Raw genomic sequence first — 17096 nt, 5'->3', positions numbered from 1 at the left:
CACATCTCCCACCATGCGTCAATCTGTTGCGCATTCGTCACGGAACTTCACTGAAAACGCCATTTGGCGGTGTTTCCCGAGGCAGGCATACGACCTGCCTCCATCAGGAAACGACACGTTAACCTTTCATGCCATCAGCCTTGCGATGAGGTTTCCGTTTCACGATAGGGCCGTGCGATAAACGCCGCCAGCAGGCCGCAGAGAGCGGCGAGAGAGAGCCACAAAGCGGGCATGGCGCGGTTGCTGGTAGTCTCGATCAGCCAGGTGCAGATCGTCGGGCTGAAGCCGCCGATACAGGTGGCCAGACTATAAGCAAAAGAGAACCCGGTGGTGCGTATGCGCGGCGGTACGATTTCGGTCAGCCACGCAATGGCTGCCCCGTTATACGCGCTGTAAAGCACCGCCAGCCCGATCTCGGCCCCCATCAGGCGCCCCATATCGGGCGCTGCGACCAGCCAGTGCATGAGCGGATAGGCCGAACAGATCGCCAGAATGGTGGCGCCCTTGAGCAGCGCCCGGCGACCGATGCGATCGGACAAGGCGCCGAAGGCGGGCACGAGAAGACAGTTGACCAGCCCCACGCAAAGCGTGACGAAAAGACTGTCGAGCCGGCCCAGATGAAGAATCCGCGTACCGTAGGCCGGGGTATAGGCTGTCAGAACATAAAACGAGACGGTGCTCATCAGGGCGGTCAGAACGGCGATGCCACCGAGACGCCAGTGATCACGCAGCGTGGTGAAAATCTCGCGCAGGTCGGGATGGGTCGTCTCGGCTTCAAAAGCCGCTGTTTCCTGCAGATTGCGGCGCAGGAAGAGCAGAACGGGCACGATAAGGCACCCGAAAAGCAGTGGCAGACGCCAGCCCCAGTCCGACATCGTCTGCGATCCGAGCCAGGATGTCAGGCCAAACCCAACAGCCGCCGCAACCACCACAGCCAGCTGGATGGACGCGGACTGGAAGGAAACCACAAAGCCGCGATTTTTCTCGGTCGCGATCTCTGAGAGATAGACGGAACTCGACCCGACCTCGACCCCGGCAGAAAACCCCTGAATCAACCGCCCGCACAAGACGATAAGCGGTGCGAAGATACCGATACGATTATAGCCCGGCGTCAGCGCCAGGGTGATCGTGCCGATCGCCATGAGAGTAAGGGTTAGAATCAGACCGCGACGACGCCCAAGCCGGTCGACATAAGCTCCAAGAACGAGCGCCCCCAGCGGACGCATCAGAAATCCGGCGCCGAATGTCGCGAAAGACAGCATCAGTTCGGCCTGTGCATTCCCCGAAGGGAAGAACGCCCTGCCGATATCGCCAGCGTAATAGCCAAAGACCATGAAATCGTACATTTCGAGCATGTTGCCGCTCGCAACCTGCCCGACTGCCTTGATCAGCCCCGGTCGGGGCGGGGCTGCCGGCTGGTCTAAGGGGCGCAAGACGGTCTCCTGATCGGTGCCAGTCATCTCGATATCATGCTCCTTGCACTGCACTCAGGCGAAGCGCGCCCTCACCCGCGTTACGGATACAGGCACAGCCCCGAACATGAATTATTTGCAATATTGGGTGTGTTGTCAGATCATCTTTTGATTACCGGTCTCGGTCGACCGGTTTTTCCCCGAGCAGAGGCGTATTCTTCAACCGGGGCAGAGGCGTCAATGCGCCTCGTATTCCCTCATCAGCGCAGCCAGACCATGCTGGCGTCTGGTGCGCAGCCGGGCTGCAACGAGGATCGCCTGCGCCTCACGTACCGCGCGATCGAGTTCCTCATTGATGATCACATGGTCGAACTCGCTCCAATGCGAGATCTCGGCCAGAGCCGCTCCCATGCGCTTGTCGATTTCAGCCGCATCGTCAGAGGCCCGTGAACGCAGGCGACGATCCAGCTCCTTCATCGAAGGCGGCAGAACAAACAGGCTCACGACATCATCGGGCAGCGCATCGCGCAACAGGCGATGACCCTGCCAGTCGATATCGAACACCATGTCGCGCCCGCTGGCCAGCGCTGCCTCGACCGGCGCGCGCGGCGTGCCGTAGCCGCGCCCGAAGACTTCGGCCCATTCAAGCAACTCGCCGTTTTCTGCCATGGCCCGGAATTCTTCCAGCGAGCGGAAGTAATAATGCACCCCCTCCTTCTCACCGGGGCGCGGGGCACGGGTCGTGACCGAGACGGAATGCGCGAGGCTGGAATCCCCGGCGCGCAGGGCGTTGGCAATGGTGGATTTACCCGCCCCCGAAGGCGCGGAAATAACGAGACAGACGCCACGTCTTGCTACGGTCGTCATGTCATTCCTCCATCATCGTTTCCGGGTGCCGTGCTGAGCCATAGCGGCTCGGACGGCTTTTGAAAACAGGGCGGCCCCAGACAGGGCGTAACAGGCAAACATCCGGCTGCATCGCAGCGTCACATCATCGCTGTCTTTTCGCCATAAAACACGCCATAAATCCCAACATGGTTTGACATAATCAATTCTTACGTGAAGACGCCCTCACGGAGGCCTCATGCAAGGCATTCAGGTCGAAAACCGCTTCGGCTGGGGCGCACGCCCCGGCGAAACACGCACAACGCCATGGCGGGACTGGCTGGCGGCGCAGCTCGGCCCTGACGATCTGACCCGCTTCACCGGAGTAGGTGATTGCGCCGATGGGCTGATTGCCCTGCGCACGCAGCGCGAGAACAAACTGCGCGGCAACCCTCTGGTCAAACCCATTCTCCAGGCCGAACTTGCAACCCAGAGCGCGGCGCTTCTCTCCACAGAGCAGCCCTTTCGAGACCGACTGGCTTGGTTCTGGTTCAATCATTTCACGGTCAGCCAGAAACAGGTCCGCGTGAAGGGCGTAGTGGGTGCCTATATGCGCGAGGCCATCAGACCTCACGTGACAGGGCGCTTTGTCGATCTGCTCATGGCGGTCATGCGCCACCCGGCCATGCTGCTCTATCTGGATAATACCGGCTCGGTCGGGCCCGATAGCCCGGCAGGGCTGCGCCAGCATCGCGGTCTGAATGAAAATCTGGCCCGCGAATGTCTCGAACTGCACACAGTCTCGCCCGCTGCGGGCTACAGCCAGAGCGATGTCACGTCTTTCGCTGCGATCCTGACCGGATGGGGCGTCGATATGAAGGCCGAGCGCCCTGGGTTCCATTTTGCTCCGCGCGCACATCAGCCCGGCGAAAAAATGCTCCTTGGTCAACGCTTCCCGCAAGGAGAGGAAGGCGGTCTCGCAGCACTGGATTTTCTGGGCACCCATCCGGTTACTTACCGCCATATCGCGACGCAAATGGTCAGGCATTTCCTGACAGACACGCCCTCAGCCACTCAGGTCGCCCCTGTGTTCGACGCGCTGCACCAAACACAGGGCAGTCTGCGCGCCGCCTCTCTGGCTCTGATCGACCTTCCCGGCGCTGCCGCACCCGGTGCAACCATGGGCAAGCTGCGTTCTCCCATGGAGTTTGTCGTGGCGGTTCTGCGCGCTTCGGGAGCAACGCCCGAGGCTATGCTACCCGACGCGCCTCACAACCCCACCCGCATTCTGGTTAGCGGCTGCGCAGCTCTGGGCCAGCCCCTCTGGACCGCCCCCATGCCTAATGGCTGGAGCGACGCTGCGGCAGAATGGTCGGCCCCGGCCGATCTGCTGGCCCGAACGGATTGGGCCTATCGCTATGCCGCCACGCTGCGTGATCGCGATCCTATGGCAATTGCCCATGCCGCACTCGGTGGTTCGCTGCGCCCGGAAACCCAACTGGCCTTGCACCGTGCAGGCAGTCGTCAGGATGCCCTGACCCTTTTGTTTTCCTCCCCCGAATTCCAGAGGCGCTAGGTCATGAGACTCTCCCGTCGTTCTGCCCTGCTCGGGCTCACTGCAAGCTGGTCACTTGGCCGGGCCTCCCTCGCTCTCGCTGCGCCGTCTTCGGGCGCGCAGGACCCGCGTCTGGTCGTCATCCTTCTTCGTGGCGCGCTGGATGGCATGGCCGCCGTCACCCCTTATGGCGATTCCGGACTGGTGGCGCTGCGCCGCGACCTGCTCCTGCCCGAGCCGGGGCGTGACGGCGGGCTTCTGGATCTGGGCGGATTTTTCGGGCTGCACCCGGCCCTTGCAGGACTGCACCAACTCTATGTGCAGGGCCAGATGCTGCCGGTCCATGCGGTGGCAGCGCCCTATCGCACACGCTCCCATTTCGACGCGCAGGATTATCTCGAAAGCGGCGCCAGTCACCGCCTCGATAGTGGCTGGCTCAACCGGGCCGTTTCCGCCCTCCCAGGTCAGAGCATCTCAAGCAGAGAGACGCGTCCTGACGGCTTTGCCCTTGCCCTTGGCCTCGACGTGCCCCTGCTTTTGCGCGGTCCTGCCTCTATCGGCAGCTATGCCCCGGCGGGGAGCCAGCACCCGACGGCTGATCTTTATCACGCCATTGCCCAGCTCAATGCTCATGATCCCCAGATCGGCCCCGGATTACGCAAGGGCCTGCAAGCGCGCGGCTACTCCGACGATATCGCCCCGACGCCGTTCTCTGGCTCGGACCGGAAAATCGATGCTTTCACCCGCCTGGCCTCGGCGGCGGGGCTCATGCTGGCGCGGGCAGATGGCCCGCGTGTTGCGGCTCTCGAACTCGGCGGGTGGGACAGCCATGCCGGTCAGATCGGCGCTCTGAAAGCCCCGCTGACACGACTGGATGAAGGGATCGACGCCCTGAAAACCAGCCTCGGTCCGGCCTGGTCACAGAGCGTGGTTGTAGCCATGACGGAATTCGGTCGTACGGCGCGCATGAACGGCACAGGAGGGACCGATCATGGCACGGGAGCCGTCGCCTTTCTGGCAGGAGGCGCGGTCAAAGGTGGTCGTATAGCGGGCACCTGGCCGGGATTACGCCCCGGCCAGCTTTTCGAAAACCGTGATCTGGCCCCCACAACCGATCTGCGCAGCCTCATCGCCGGGGTGCTCTGCACCCATTTGAAGATGCCCCGCAGCGCCCTCAGAAAAGTCTTTCCCGATGCCCCGGTAGAACCGCTCTCCAGCCTCATCACTGCATAAAAACCGGAATACCGTTCGATGGTGAAAATATTTACTGCATAATCGCAATTATACTATATAAATAAAGATTGTTTATTTAAAACGAATTAGATCTCGTTTTTACGAATTCTATAAGATATTTATACTCACGTGAGTTATCTTTACCATCAATACCCAAATAGAACTCTTCCAATGTTCCATCGAAATCCGATTTTTTTATGTTTATACCTTTGGAGGACCGATACCACGTTATGGTATCGTTGTTTGGCCCCACGATGCTGAACCATCCGATGTGACATCCCTTCTCGATCCTCGCATCCACCGAAATCTCCGCATCGCCGAAAATCTTGGCGTCCCCGCAAATTCGCGCATCGCCGGAGACAGTTGCATTTCCTCGGATCACTGCATCACCGAATATAAACGCTTTGCCGAAGATCATCGCCTCTCCGTGGATAAACGCATCGCCTGCGACCTGCGCGCTGCTTAAAATCTCCGCGCTGCCACAAACCCGAGCGTTGCCATATACCCGACCACAACCGGAAACCGCCGCATCACCCGAAACCCGAGCGTTACCGAACACCTGCGCATGATTGTAGATACGAGCGTCATCATATACTCGCGCCTGACCGAAAACCTGTGCGTTGTCTGAAACGCTGGCATTCCCGAAAACCTGAGCCTGCCCTGATATCCAGCTCTCGCCAGAAACCTCCAGATTGTGCTCACCCTCTATATATCCTCCCAGATCACCAGCCTTGACGCCAATCGCAGTGATGTCAGATATTGCTCGAATGCGCCGTAGCGGCCGCCCATCGTGTGTCTCGATCACACAGCTTTCCAGCAGCTCATATTTACTGTTCTTGCTACCTCCGGACTGACCTGCGCGGTGAAATAGCCGATTAAACAGATAGCCGGGAAAAGTGATGAGGCTGAGCGCCAGACGTTTGACGGAGCGAAGGACGCCCTTTTCATGATCAAGCGGGTATTGACATATATTTTTGATACAAGCCGCGCCAATCCCGCACCTGAAAACCCACCTCCATAGTTTTGCAATGGCTTCTTTTGTCAGGCCTGACAGCGTTGGAGCCTCTGCGCTATACCCTTCAAGGAACAAAACCTGGCTTACTGGACAATCCATGTAAATCCAGTGATTCCAATTTTTGATAATCCAATCCACGCTAATCGTACAATCAGAGTATAGACACTCACTAGGAAGTAATTGCGCTACACAGCCAGCCTTGTAGCCTGTCATGACCATGAGACCGTATCCACTCTTACTGTCTTCGCATTCGTAAATCATAAAATCTACCGTACTCTCGTAAGGGTACTTTGCCGGAAACCTGAATACAGATCCTCTGCCCAGCGAGTCCCTCTTGACAGAGATCAGTCTGGTAAATTCGTTCATTTTCCGCTCATGCAATCTGTCAGTCCTTACCGACAGTTAGCATTCACTTTTGCGGACAGATATTCACATTTGCGCATTGAGACTTTGATACGATTAATATATCACTCGAACTATATTTTATTGTTTAATAATAATTAATATTTATGATGTTATTCATATATTGCGGCAATATAAACACGCTATAAAATAAATAATAGTCTAATTTTAGGCGAACAAATCTGTTTTTACATTAAATACACTGCCCCAGTTATTAGAAGCCGCCGTTGACTCATCTCCGTGTCTTCGCAATACGGATAACCGACGTTCAAACACACACAACAAGGGGGCACGCGCAGCGTCAGGCAGATCAGCAATTCAGCCCACGGAGCCTCCTTTCTCCGCCCTCTTTACCATGCTGGACGCCAACACAATGGGCTGACCATCGACCGCAGGCGACTGGTTACAACTGAGCCGCTGCCTTTCGCTCGCCTGAGGTCGGAGTGGACGTCGCGTTTCAGGGAATATAATGCTGGGCGCGCAGCAGGGTGAAAAGATCGAAAAATGAGCTTCTCGTCGATTGATAGCCCGTAAAGCCCATTTCACGGCTCTTGCTCATATCGGTGAGGCACTCGACCGGGCGGCCCAGATCGGCATCCGTGTGCCACGCTGAGGCCAGTCGATCGAAGGCAGGTTCGACAAGACCGGCTTTTTTCGCCAGCGCCGCCCATTCGGGCCCCTTATCGGCCAGCATCGTCTCGAGCGAACCTGTCTCTCCCGGATAAGGGGCTGCCTCGATACCGAACCACGCAGCAAGCTCAGGCCAGAGCACGCTCCAGCGAAAGACATCGCCATTGACGATATTGAAGGCCTCGTTCCGCCCCGCCGGGTTCGTGGCCGCCCAATGGATCTGTCGGGCAAGCTGGCGCGCATCAGTAACATCGGTCAGACCTGACCACTGAACGGGCGAGCCGGGGAAAACAAATGGAAGACCTGTCTCGCGGCAAAGCGATGCATAGACCGCAAGCGTGGTGCCCATATTCATCAGATTGCCAATGGCATGACCGATGATTGTATGTGGGCGATGGACGCTCCATGAAAAACCGTACTTCTCTGCCGCCTCGAACAGGACATCTTCCTGGGCATAATAGAAATTCTCGATGTCGAGACGGGGCAATGTCTCGCGAAATGGCGTCTGCGGCAGCACGCCTTTGCCATAGGCCTCAAACGGCCCGAGATAATGCTTGAGCCCGGTGACGAGCGCCGCATGAACGATCTGCTCAGGATGCGGCAGCGCTTCGAAGACATTACGCAGCATCGCGCTATTGGCGATGCAGTTCTCGCGCTCGGTTGCGCGGCGCGTCCAGGTAGTAAAGAACACATGGCTCGGTGCGACGTCTGCAAGCGCGTCTCGCAAGGCGGCGGGGTCAAGCGTGTCAGCCTTGATGGGAAGCACAGCCGAGGGCAGCGCTTCGACGCGACGCGCCAGACCATAAACAGTCCAGCCTTCGGCAACCAGGCGATTGGCCAGATTCTGGCCAACCATGCCGGTTGCACCGATAACAAGAGCCTTGTGGGTCATGACCCCCTCCGAAAATCCATTTCCTGTTTCCGAAGCTGGGCGCCATGGATACAAAACGCAATCCGGCACTTTTTTGTGCCCTGGGCACCAGATGGGAACCATGACCGAAACCAGACCCGACCCGCTTAAACCCTATCGCAAGGGCCCTTTCGCCGAGGATTGCGCCCCGCGCCGTCTGCTCAGGCTGTTCTCAGGCAAATGGGTGACGATGGTGCTTCATGCACTGCATCTGATGGGCGGCGCCGCACGCCCCGGCAGCCTGCAACGCAACCTGCCCGGTATTTCAAAGAAAATGATGACCCAGACCCTGCGTGAATTGCAGGATCTGGGGATCATAGAGCGCGTGGTGCTTCAAACCATGCCACCCGCAGTGGAATACAGGCTGACAGCGCTTGGGCAGCGCTTCATCGAGCCGCTCGAAATGCTCTATTGCTGGGGCGAGGAAAACAGGGCGCTGCTCGATCAGCTTACGGAAAACTAGCGACCGGTCCTGTCGCGCAGATGGGCCGGGTAACGCTCACCCACAATGTCGATCCGCTCGAGGGCAGCCTCGATACGGGCGAGCGCTTCCGCTGACAGTTCCAGCGTCGCAGCGCCCAGATTCTCGGTCAGGCGCGCCTGTCTGGTGGTGCCCGGTATCGGTGCAATCCAGGGTTTGCGCGACAGGAGCCAGGCCAGGGCAATCTGCGCTGGTGTGACTTCCAACTCGTTCGCCAAAGCTTTCAGCGCCTCGACAAGCGCCTGATTGGCCGAAACAGCCTCGGCTGCGAAACGCGGAACGATACTGCGGAAATCATCCTTGCCGAAAACCGTTTCGGACGTGATGGCGCCTGTCAGAAAGCCCTTGCCGAGCGGACTGAACGGCACAAAGCCGATACCGAGCTCTTCGAGAAGCGGCAGGATCTCCTTTTCCGGCTCGCGCCACCACAAGGAATATTCACTCTGAAGAGCGGTAACCGGCTGTACGGCATGAGCCTTACGGATGGACGCAGCCCCCGCCTCGGACAGGCCAAAATGGCGGACCTTGCCTTCCCAGATCAGTTCCTTGACCGCCCCTGCCACCTCTTCCATCGGCACATCAGGATCGACGCGATGCTGATAAAACAGATCGATCGTATCGGAGCGCAGGCGTTTCAGTGCCTCTTCGGCCACCTGACGAATACGGGCGGGATGGCTGTCCACTCCCTGGGACACATCGCCATTCCTGAAACCGAATTTGGTGGCGATGACGACATTCCTGCGAAAGGGCGCCAGGGCTTCACCAAGCAGATCTTCATTCCTGAACGGACCATAGGCTTCCGCCGTGTCGAAAAAGGTCACGCCCTGCTCATAGGCGCTGCGCAGCAGGGCAATAGCCTCATTACGTTCGGTAGCAGGTCCATAGCCATAGCTCAGCCCCATGCAGCCAAGACCGAGGGCGGAAACCTCAAGACCGCTCTGTCCGAGAAGACGCTTCTTCATCTGCGCGCTCCTTTTCTCATGAATGGGAAAATGTCAGGCTTACCGGCGATACTGGTCGTCGCTCACCTTCTCCATCCACTCGGTAGATTTGCCATCCAGCGTTTCGGTGATGGCGATATGGGTCATCGCGCAACTGGCAGACGCACCATGCCAGTGTTTCTCACCCGGTTCGAACCAGACAGAATCACCCGCCTGAACCTGCTCGACCGGCCCGCCATCGCGCTGCACCCAGCCAAGCCCTGACGTGATCAGAATGGTCTGGCCCAGAGGGTGGCTATGCCAGGCCGTGCGGGCGCCAGCTTCGAAGGTTACCGTGGCGCAAGCCAGAGCGCCGCTGCCTGCAAAAGGAGAATCAACACGCACGGTTCCGGTGAACCAGTCCGAAGGCCCCTGCGCAGAAGGGGCGTAGCCTGGATGTCTGATTTCCATGAAGGAACTCCCTGTTCGGGTTGAAGACGCAACTGGAGCGTCCTGTCGACAGGGTGAAGAAGACCACAGACAGGCCCATGCGATTAGATGCTATAATATGCACGAACCTATATCGGGACTTCATGAATGCAACGCGACGAACTGGTCGATCTCAACGCCTTTTTGGCCGTAGCCGAAGAGCAGAGCTTTACCCGTGCCGCCGCCAGGCTGGGCACCTCACAATCGGCTCTGAGCCATACTGTCAGACGGCTTGAAACGCGCCTGGGCGTGCGCCTGCTGACGCGCACCACACGGCGCGTCTCGGCAACAGAAGCAGGAGAACGCCTGCTTCAGACCCTCGCCCCTGCCCTGAACAGCATCGCCGAGGAAATCGCCTCATTAAGCGAATTATCCGAAAAACCCTCGGGTACGGTGCGTATCACGACCTCGGAACATGCCGCCACCAGCCTGCTCTGGCCAAAGCTCAAGAGGCTTCTGCCTGCGCACCCCGATATCCATGTCGAATTATCGCTCGATTCCGGCCTGACCGACATCGTGGCCGATCGCTTCGATGCGGGTGTGAGGCTGGAAGAAACCATTGCCCGCGACATGATTGCCGTTCCCATCGGGCCGCCCCTGCGTATGGCTGTCGTAGGGTCACCCGAGTATTTCGCCAGCAACCCGAAACCGCTACGCCCTCAGGATCTGGCACAGCATCGCTGCATCAACCTGCGTATGCGCAGCTCGGGGGGTGTCTATGCGTGGGAACTCGAAAACGGCCGGCGCGCCCTGCGTGTACGCGTTGAAGGCCAGTTGACCTTCAACAGCGCCTCAATGGTGCGTCAGGCAGCCCTGGACGGTTTCGGTCTGGCCTGCGTGATGGAAGACCAGATGAACGAGCACGTACAGGCCGGTCGGTTGATCCGGGTGCTGGAGGACTGGTGCCCGCCCTTTCCCGGTTATCATCTCTACTACCCGAGCCGTCGCAATGCCTCTGCAGCCTTCAGGCTGGTCGTAGAAGCATTGCGTTATCGCGGCTGATTTTCCGGACCAGCGCGCGACGAGAGTGTGGTCAGTATTCCTGAGCTGTCGGGCGGAACAGGATCTCGTTGATATCCACTGCTTCGGGCTGGCTCATCGCGAAAAGCACCGTCTCGGCGAATGACTCGGGCGGAATGGCCACCTGCTCGTAAAACGCCTTCATGCGCTGGGCCGTATCTGCATCGGTGACACTGCCGGTGAGTTCGGTGGCCACGGCACCGGGCGAAATGATGGTGGTGCGAATATTATAGGCCTTCACCTCCTGACGCAGCCCCTCAGACAGGACGCGCACGGCAGTTTTGGTTGCCGAATAGACAGCGCCCCCCGGCCCGACCTTGTGACCGGCAACGGAGGCAACATTGATGATATGACCACTCTTCTGGCGCTGCATCTGCGGCAGAACAGCGGCGATGCCATAAAGCGTGCCCTTGAGATTGATATCTATCATGGCATCCCAGGCGGCAATATCGCGCTTTTCAAGCGGCGATGATGGCATGAGCCCGGCATTATTGATCAGCACATCGACACGGCCATGAAGACTGATCGCCTGATCGACGAGCGCCTGCACCTGATCGGCCTGACTGACATCTGTCCTGACGAGTGCAGCGCGATCGAGACCCAGAGAGTCTGCCAGAGCCTCCAGCCGATCCATGCGGCGTGCCCCGATCACGATCTTTGCGCCTTCCTCAACCAGACGGCGCGCTACAGCCTCTCCAAGACCGCTGCTCGCCCCGGTAATGACAACAACTTTTCCGGCAATATTCTGGGTCATGATCAGGATTCCCTGCTATCTGTAAAAACCTGCCGTGCAATAGCGAGCGCAGAAGAGGCAGTGGGCCAGCCGGAATAAAAAGCGAGATGCGTGATGATTTCGATGATCTCATCCTGCGTGACCCCGGTATCCAGCGCCTTGCGCAGGTGAAACCCGAGTTCATTGCCGCGATAAAGCGCAATCAGACAGGTGACGGTCACCATGCAGCGTTCGCGCGGCGTCAAACCGGGACGTGCCCAGACTTCATCAAACAGAACCTGATCGGTATAGCGCGCCAGATCCGGTGCCACATCGCCAAAAGCCTTTTGAGCCGTATCGTTTTTCCCAGCCATGACCTGATCCTCCTCTTCCGTCCTGCACGGTCAACGAGAACCTAGAGTGGCATGGCGCGGCTTATTAGATCATGAATCCGGCATGGGCCTATGCGCGTCGTTCATGAAACATTCGGGATGCAGGCTGAACTTGCCATGCTTCCGATCGACGGGTGTCAGGAGCAAGAGAAGTGCGGAAATTAAATGACCCCACATGAACATGCGCCATAACATCTATTTTAACGATATATGCTCATATAAAAATATGCGAATAAATATCTTCACAATACTATGTTTTTGATATAGTTATTTGCAATAAAATCCGTATTTTTCGGTGTATATAATGATTTTTTCAGAGAGACGCGCACAGCTTGCCTTCCTATACGGAAATATAGGAGCGATGAGAGGGCGAGAGTTAAAACGTGCCGAACAGGAAATTGAAATCCTTCTCGATCATCCCCTCGATACCAGTATGATATTCGACTACTGCCCCTTCAATGACTCTTTTGAGACCGTATCCTGTCTGCTGGACTCACAAAAAAGATCCAATCCCAAAATATTTCAGGAATACTGTTTCGATATGATAAGGGAATATTTTATTCTATATTGTGAAGCGGAGTGTAAATCAGGGTGGTATGGGAATGGTCGCCTGGCGTATGGCCTATCGCATGAAGATAATACGATAATATTGCTTTGTGACTGGTGTGGAGACATTCATAGCCTTGACCAGAAGCCTTATCCTGTGAATTCCTACCAACATCTGAACAAGAACGATTTCAAAACACGGTTCGGAGATACGGAACGAGACTGGCCTGACCTGAAGAGACTGGTCGCGCTACAAGCTTGCGGGACAACCTGATTCATTACGCTACCGTTCCGGTCAGTAACGGAGAAAAATAGCTTCAGAGTTGAAGCCTTTTTCTTTACACGCTCGAAAATGACAGAGCGCAGCTTCTTGAGGTGAGTATAGCCAATCTGGAATGCATGATAATCGGGCAGACACGCGACCCTGAGGCGGCCTTTACCAACCAGCGTAATCGTACCGCTATGAATATCATCGGGCCATGACTGGACGCTGCACCGCGTACTCACTTCCACGGGCATAGGCGTATGGCGCCTTCCAGCCCGATTTCACGCTTCCCCTGGACGGTGTGTGCGACGCAGGGCGCCAAGACGGACACGCGCAGAGTTGATGTGTTCGCGCCAAGAGAATGAGATAGATCACACAGACAACATAACATATCTGTCGGGTCTCTCATGTCGCAGCGTGCCACGATACAGGACATTGCCCGCCATTCAGGCGTCTCGACCGCAACCGTCGACCGGGTGATCAATGGGCGCGGTGGCGTAAAGCTCGCCAAGGAACGTGTCGTCCTGGAAACCGCCCGTCAGCTGGGCGATAGGCGCAGACTGATCGCGCCGCACGCCAGACTCGCGCGTATCGCCGTTGTGACGCAGCCGCCGGGCAATCTTTTTCATGCCGCCCTGCAGAATTCCTTCCGCTCAATCATGCCCGCCTATCGCGATCAGAATATTGCCTGTTTCGAGCATCATTCGCCTCTCGCGCATCCCGAATGCTCAGCCGCTCTCATTCGCACTCTCGCCCGCGATTATGACGGGCTTGCTCTGTGTCTGCCCGATCATCCGGCCATTCGACAGGCAGTCACGGAAGCGGGACAGAAACTGCCGATTGTCACCATCGCCTCGGACATCACGTCACCAGGCAGACTGGCCTATATCGGTTCTGACAATTACCGGGCGGGGCGCATCGCAGCCGACATGATGGGGCGTCTCCTTGGCCCACGCACCGGGCGTGTCGCGCTGATTGCGGGCACCATGCATTATATCGGCCACCAGCAGCGTCACAGGGGCTTCATGGCAGCGCTTGATGAGCGTTATGCCGCGCTTTGTGCCACCCCCGCACGGGAGTGCCTTGAGAACGACGATCGTGCGGCTGATGCCGTCCATGCCCTGTTGCAGGAACATCGGGATATCGTCGGAATTTACCACTTCTCTACAGGAGCAGACGCCATTGCACGCCTGCTCGAAAAACTCGCCCTTCCGGAGAAACTGGTTTTCATCACCCATGAACTGACCCTGCACCGCGCCAGCCTGCTCAAATCAGGCATGATCGACCTCGTACTCGATCAGAATCCGCTGCTCGAAGCACGCATGGCACTCTCGACGCTGAGCCATCATCTGGGGCGCAGCCCCGCCCCACTGGATGGTCCACTCATCCCGCTCTGCATGCATACACGCGAGACGATCTGAGTGAACCATCGATACAAGGCGCATTGTAGTGTGCTGCGTGAACGCCGTCCGCCTGATGACATCAGCCAGGCGGCGCGATAACCCGCAGGCGATGACCGTCGGGATCGCAGGCCAGAAGAGAAGAGCCAAAATCAAGCTGGGTCGGCGGCTGAAGTATCGTGATACCCAGCGCCACGAACCGTTCGTGACACTCCTCGACCTGCCGGGCATTTTCCACCATGAAATCGAGCTCTGTCCGACAGCCTGACCCGTCACAAGCAGGAACGACATCCCCCTGACGCCACAGGCCAAGCCTTACCCCCCGTCGCAACTCGAACTGGGCAAAATTCGCAGAATGATGACCCGGCTCGCAGTCGAGCAGTGACGCGTAAAAAAGGGCGCTTTGCGCGACGTCACGTACATAGAGTGCGAGCAATATCATGTTTTTCATAGGTTTCTCCCCCCTCCACAGTTGGAGGCAGGTCTCAACTAGACTGGTCATGCGTCAGTTCCTGTCAGCATCCTGCGCGTCTTTCACGACACGGGCTTTCTCCCATTCTCTCAGCAATGCCTCTCTGGTTCGGGTGTAGCGTCTGGCCGTCACGCTCATCGTTTCAATCCGGTCGAGGCGAAACTGGCGATATGTCGCGCGCAATGCACACCAGGCCACCAAGATCTGAGCCTTGTCGAAATAGGCCATGGCAAAAGGCCAGATCTCGCGCTGCGTGAGGCGTCCCTGTCCGTCTTTATAGCCCAGTATAAGAATGGATTGATCACGAATGGCCTGACGGAGCAACGCAGGGTCCACCCGAGGAGGGGCGCAGCGCTCCGAAGGCCCCGTCATAAGCGAAGCATTCTCCACCCTGTGCCGCAGGCCGTCCGGCAAAATGGCCGCGATGCGCGTCAGGGCGTTGCGTGCCGCCTGACTTAGCGCGTAGTCGGTGTGCGACGCCACGTAATCCGCCCCGAGCGCCAGTGCCTCGATTTCTTCGCAGGTGAACATGAGCGGCGGCAAAAGAAACCCGGGCTCAAGCACATAACCGACCCCGGCTTCTCCTCTCACCGGCGCGCCCATGGCCATGAGAGAGGCAATATCGCGATAGAGTGTGCGCGGGCTGATCTCGAGGGCTTCAGCAAGCGCTTTTGCTGTGACAGGCTGGCGATAGCCACGCAAGAGCTGAAGCAGGTCAAGCAGTCGGGAAGAACGCGTCATGACCGGGCCTTGTCCGCAGAAGATGACAAAAGATGTAAACCTGTCTATCCAATGAGGATGGACGGATACTGCAAGAAAACTTTCACTATCCATGACAGGCGCTCGGGACAATTCTCCCGGTTTAACGCTTCTGCCCGATATTTCATTCTGTCCACCTTCTGTCCTGATCCGCAATGGCCGGTTTTACTGCTCCGTGCAGTCAGCTTGTGTCCTGTTTCCGTTGCAGGAAGATCCAGTCAGAAATACGGGCCGCAACGCCTAGTCCAGGCCCCACATGGCGTGGGGATTCCTGTTCACCATGCCCGGAGATGACCGGGCTGAAGGAACCAGAGTTCATGATTCTGAAAAAGACGACCCTTGCCCTTGCCTCAGCCATGACCCTTGTCTCCGCTGCCCATGCCCAGAGCGCAGCCCCTGACGCGGTCAGGGCAGAGGTAACGATGGCCCCGCATTACACGCTGAGCTGGCCAGCCGGGCTTGGGCCGATCGATATCTATGCCGCACCTGCGCCCGATCAGAGCAAAATGACGCTCATCAGACACGATGTGACCGCCACGTCACTCAGCCTTGCCTCTCCGCTGTCAGGCAGGAACAGGGCCTATTTCTATCTCAAGCCCCGCAAGGGCGGCGCCGGGCTCTGGGTGTCCAATCGTATTCTTCCGCTCGAGGGTGTGGCCAATTTCCGCGATATGGGCGGCTACGAGACAACCGACCATCATCATGTGCGCTGGGATGTCTTCTATCGTTCTGCTGCTCCCAGTGGCCTGACGCAGGCTGACTACGCCCTTGTCGATACGCTCGGCATCAAGAGCGTGACCGATCTGCGCACCCAGGCCGAGCAGGAGAAGCAGCCGACACATTGGCAGGGCGCCTCCCCCGCCTTCTTCGCCTCAGAAAAACCGACCCTGCCCGCCGACATGACGGACCGGACCCGTCTTGCGACGATGGGCGAAGCCCAGGCACGCGCATTGATGGAAGGCTTCTATGCGAAGATGCCCGATTACTACGCGCCCGAACTCAAGGCTCTTTTCGCTCGTCTGCTGGCGCACCAGACGCCGACCCTCACCCATTGCACGGCAGGCAAGGACCGCACGGGTTTCGCGTCCGCGATGATCCTCTATGCGCTCGGTGTGCCCGAGCAGACGATCCTCACAGATTATGCAATGAGCGGTGATCTGCTGCGCGCCCATATGACGCCAAGCTTCAAGGCGGCCATGGCTGACCAGAAGAATGGCGGGGCCATGGCTGCTTCGCCATCCATGCGCGCCATGCTCGATTCCGATCCGGCCTATCTGAAGGCCGCTTTCGACTCAATCAAAAAGCAGTATGGATCGGTCGATGCCTATCTGGCGCAGAAGCTCGATGTCGGACCGCAGCAACTGACGACCTTGCGTAGTCTCTATCTGGACTGATCGCGACAGCGCGGGCTGAGACTCTCTCGGCCCGCCGCAGTTAGGAAGCGCGAGGGCAGAAGGGCCGCAATCCCGGGAACATTCGGCGGAGCAGCCGTCGGAATCTCGGCCCTGAACGGCAGAGCCAAAAGCCACCCGGCAGAAACGGGACTACCGTAAAGCAGACGCCCGGAACCGTGCTGAAAGAGCGCTATCCGCCTCAAATCGAAGGCGCGACACTAAAGCCCCTGTCAAAAAAAAGGGGAGAGCCCGAAAGCTCTCCCC

The 17096-nt window shown here is 58.0% G+C and carries 16 protein-coding genes; 6 read left to right on the top strand and 10 right to left on the bottom strand.

Going from position 1 to position 17096, the window contains the following annotated elements:
• Positions 1–134: 134 nt before the first annotated feature.
• Together tcuC and gmk are read right to left on the bottom strand one after the other, a co-directional pair.
• The gene (gene tcuC / locus IEV53_RS04850) at positions 135–1460 is read right to left on the bottom strand and encodes a tricarballylate/proton symporter TcuC (protein WP_188425657.1); all 1326 of its coding nucleotides are present in this window, start codon (positions 1458–1460) and stop codon (positions 135–137) included.
• Positions 1461–1649: 189 nt separating this feature from the next.
• Entirely contained in the window at positions 1650–2279 is a 630-nt protein-coding gene (gmk, locus tag IEV53_RS04845; RefSeq protein ID WP_188425656.1) for a guanylate kinase, read from the bottom strand.
• A gap of 217 nt (positions 2280–2496) precedes the next feature.
• Between gmk and IEV53_RS04840 the strand changes: the two genes are divergently transcribed.
• Complete coding sequence (locus tag IEV53_RS04840) at positions 2497–3813, top strand: DUF1800 domain-containing protein (RefSeq protein ID WP_188425655.1); 1317 nt, start codon at positions 2497–2499, stop codon at positions 3811–3813.
• A gap of 3 nt (positions 3814–3816) precedes the next feature.
• On the top strand, positions 3817–5025 hold the full coding sequence (locus IEV53_RS04835) for a DUF1501 domain-containing protein (protein ID WP_188425654.1): 1209 nt from the start codon (positions 3817–3819) through the stop codon (positions 5023–5025).
• A gap of 76 nt (positions 5026–5101) precedes the next feature.
• Here IEV53_RS04835 and imm45 read toward each other — a convergent pair whose 3' ends face one another.
• Together imm45 and IEV53_RS04825 are read right to left on the bottom strand one after the other, a co-directional pair.
• Positions 5102–6406, bottom strand: a complete 1305-nt coding sequence (imm45, locus tag IEV53_RS04830; protein ID WP_188425653.1) for an Imm45 family immunity protein — start codon at positions 6404–6406, stop codon at positions 5102–5104.
• Positions 6407–6899: 493 nt separating this feature from the next.
• Complete coding sequence (locus IEV53_RS04825) at positions 6900–7964, bottom strand: SDR family oxidoreductase (RefSeq protein ID WP_188425652.1); 1065 nt, start codon at positions 7962–7964, stop codon at positions 6900–6902.
• A gap of 100 nt (positions 7965–8064) precedes the next feature.
• Here IEV53_RS04825 and IEV53_RS04820 point away from each other — a divergent pair, with 100 nt between their 5' ends.
• A complete protein-coding gene (locus IEV53_RS04820) occupies positions 8065–8445 on the top strand; it encodes a winged helix-turn-helix transcriptional regulator (RefSeq protein WP_188425651.1) in 381 nt (126 codons plus the stop codon).
• On the opposite strand, the gene IEV53_RS04815 is transcribed toward IEV53_RS04820, so the two are convergent.
• Complete coding sequence (locus IEV53_RS04815) at positions 8442–9425, bottom strand: aldo/keto reductase (RefSeq protein ID WP_188425650.1); 984 nt, start codon at positions 9423–9425, stop codon at positions 8442–8444. The two genes, IEV53_RS04820 and IEV53_RS04815, sit on opposite strands and share 4 nt — an antisense overlap.
• A 39-nt stretch (positions 9426–9464) precedes the next feature.
• Entirely contained in the window at positions 9465–9854 is a 390-nt protein-coding gene (locus IEV53_RS04810; protein WP_188425649.1) for a (R)-mandelonitrile lyase, read from the bottom strand.
• A gap of 126 nt (positions 9855–9980) precedes the next feature.
• Between IEV53_RS04810 and IEV53_RS04805 the strand changes: the two genes are divergently transcribed.
• Positions 9981–10874, top strand: coding sequence for a LysR family transcriptional regulator (locus tag IEV53_RS04805; protein ID WP_188425648.1), 894 nt, complete (start codon positions 9981–9983; stop codon positions 10872–10874).
• Positions 10875–10905: 31 nt separating this feature from the next.
• Here IEV53_RS04805 and IEV53_RS04800 read toward each other — a convergent pair whose 3' ends face one another.
• Both IEV53_RS04800 and IEV53_RS04795 read right to left on the bottom strand, forming a co-directional pair.
• Positions 10906–11646, bottom strand: coding sequence for an SDR family oxidoreductase (locus tag IEV53_RS04800; protein ID WP_188425647.1), 741 nt, complete (start codon positions 11644–11646; stop codon positions 10906–10908).
• A 2-nt stretch (positions 11647–11648) separates the two neighbouring features.
• Entirely contained in the window at positions 11649–11978 is a 330-nt protein-coding gene (locus tag IEV53_RS04795; RefSeq protein WP_188425646.1) for a carboxymuconolactone decarboxylase family protein, read from the bottom strand.
• Positions 11979–13214: 1236 nt separating this feature from the next.
• Between IEV53_RS04795 and IEV53_RS04790 the strand changes: the two genes are divergently transcribed.
• On the top strand, positions 13215–14228 hold the full coding sequence (locus tag IEV53_RS04790; protein WP_188425645.1) for a LacI family DNA-binding transcriptional regulator: 1014 nt from the start codon (positions 13215–13217) through the stop codon (positions 14226–14228).
• 61 nt (positions 14229–14289) lie between these two features.
• On the opposite strand, the gene IEV53_RS04785 is transcribed toward IEV53_RS04790, so the two are convergent.
• Together IEV53_RS04785 and IEV53_RS04780 are read right to left on the bottom strand one after the other, a co-directional pair.
• Positions 14290–14658 (bottom strand): VOC family protein, encoded by a 369-nt coding sequence (locus tag IEV53_RS04785; protein WP_188425644.1) that lies wholly within the window; start codon positions 14656–14658, stop codon positions 14290–14292.
• Between the two features lie 54 nt (positions 14659–14712).
• Positions 14713–15420 (bottom strand): helix-turn-helix transcriptional regulator, encoded by a 708-nt coding sequence (locus tag IEV53_RS04780; RefSeq protein WP_188425643.1) that lies wholly within the window; start codon positions 15418–15420, stop codon positions 14713–14715.
• A 335-nt stretch (positions 15421–15755) separates the two neighbouring features.
• Here IEV53_RS04780 and IEV53_RS04775 point away from each other — a divergent pair, with 335 nt between their 5' ends.
• A complete protein-coding gene (locus IEV53_RS04775; protein WP_188425642.1) occupies positions 15756–16832 on the top strand; it encodes a tyrosine-protein phosphatase in 1077 nt (358 codons plus the stop codon).
• Positions 16833–17096: the final 264 nt, after the last annotated feature.

The sequence above is a fragment of the Asaia siamensis genome, from assembly GCF_014635085.1.
In the GTDB taxonomy this organism is placed as follows: Bacteria; Pseudomonadota; Alphaproteobacteria; order Acetobacterales; family Acetobacteraceae; genus Asaia; species Asaia siamensis.
This window is presented reverse-complemented; position numbering and strand designations above follow the sequence as displayed.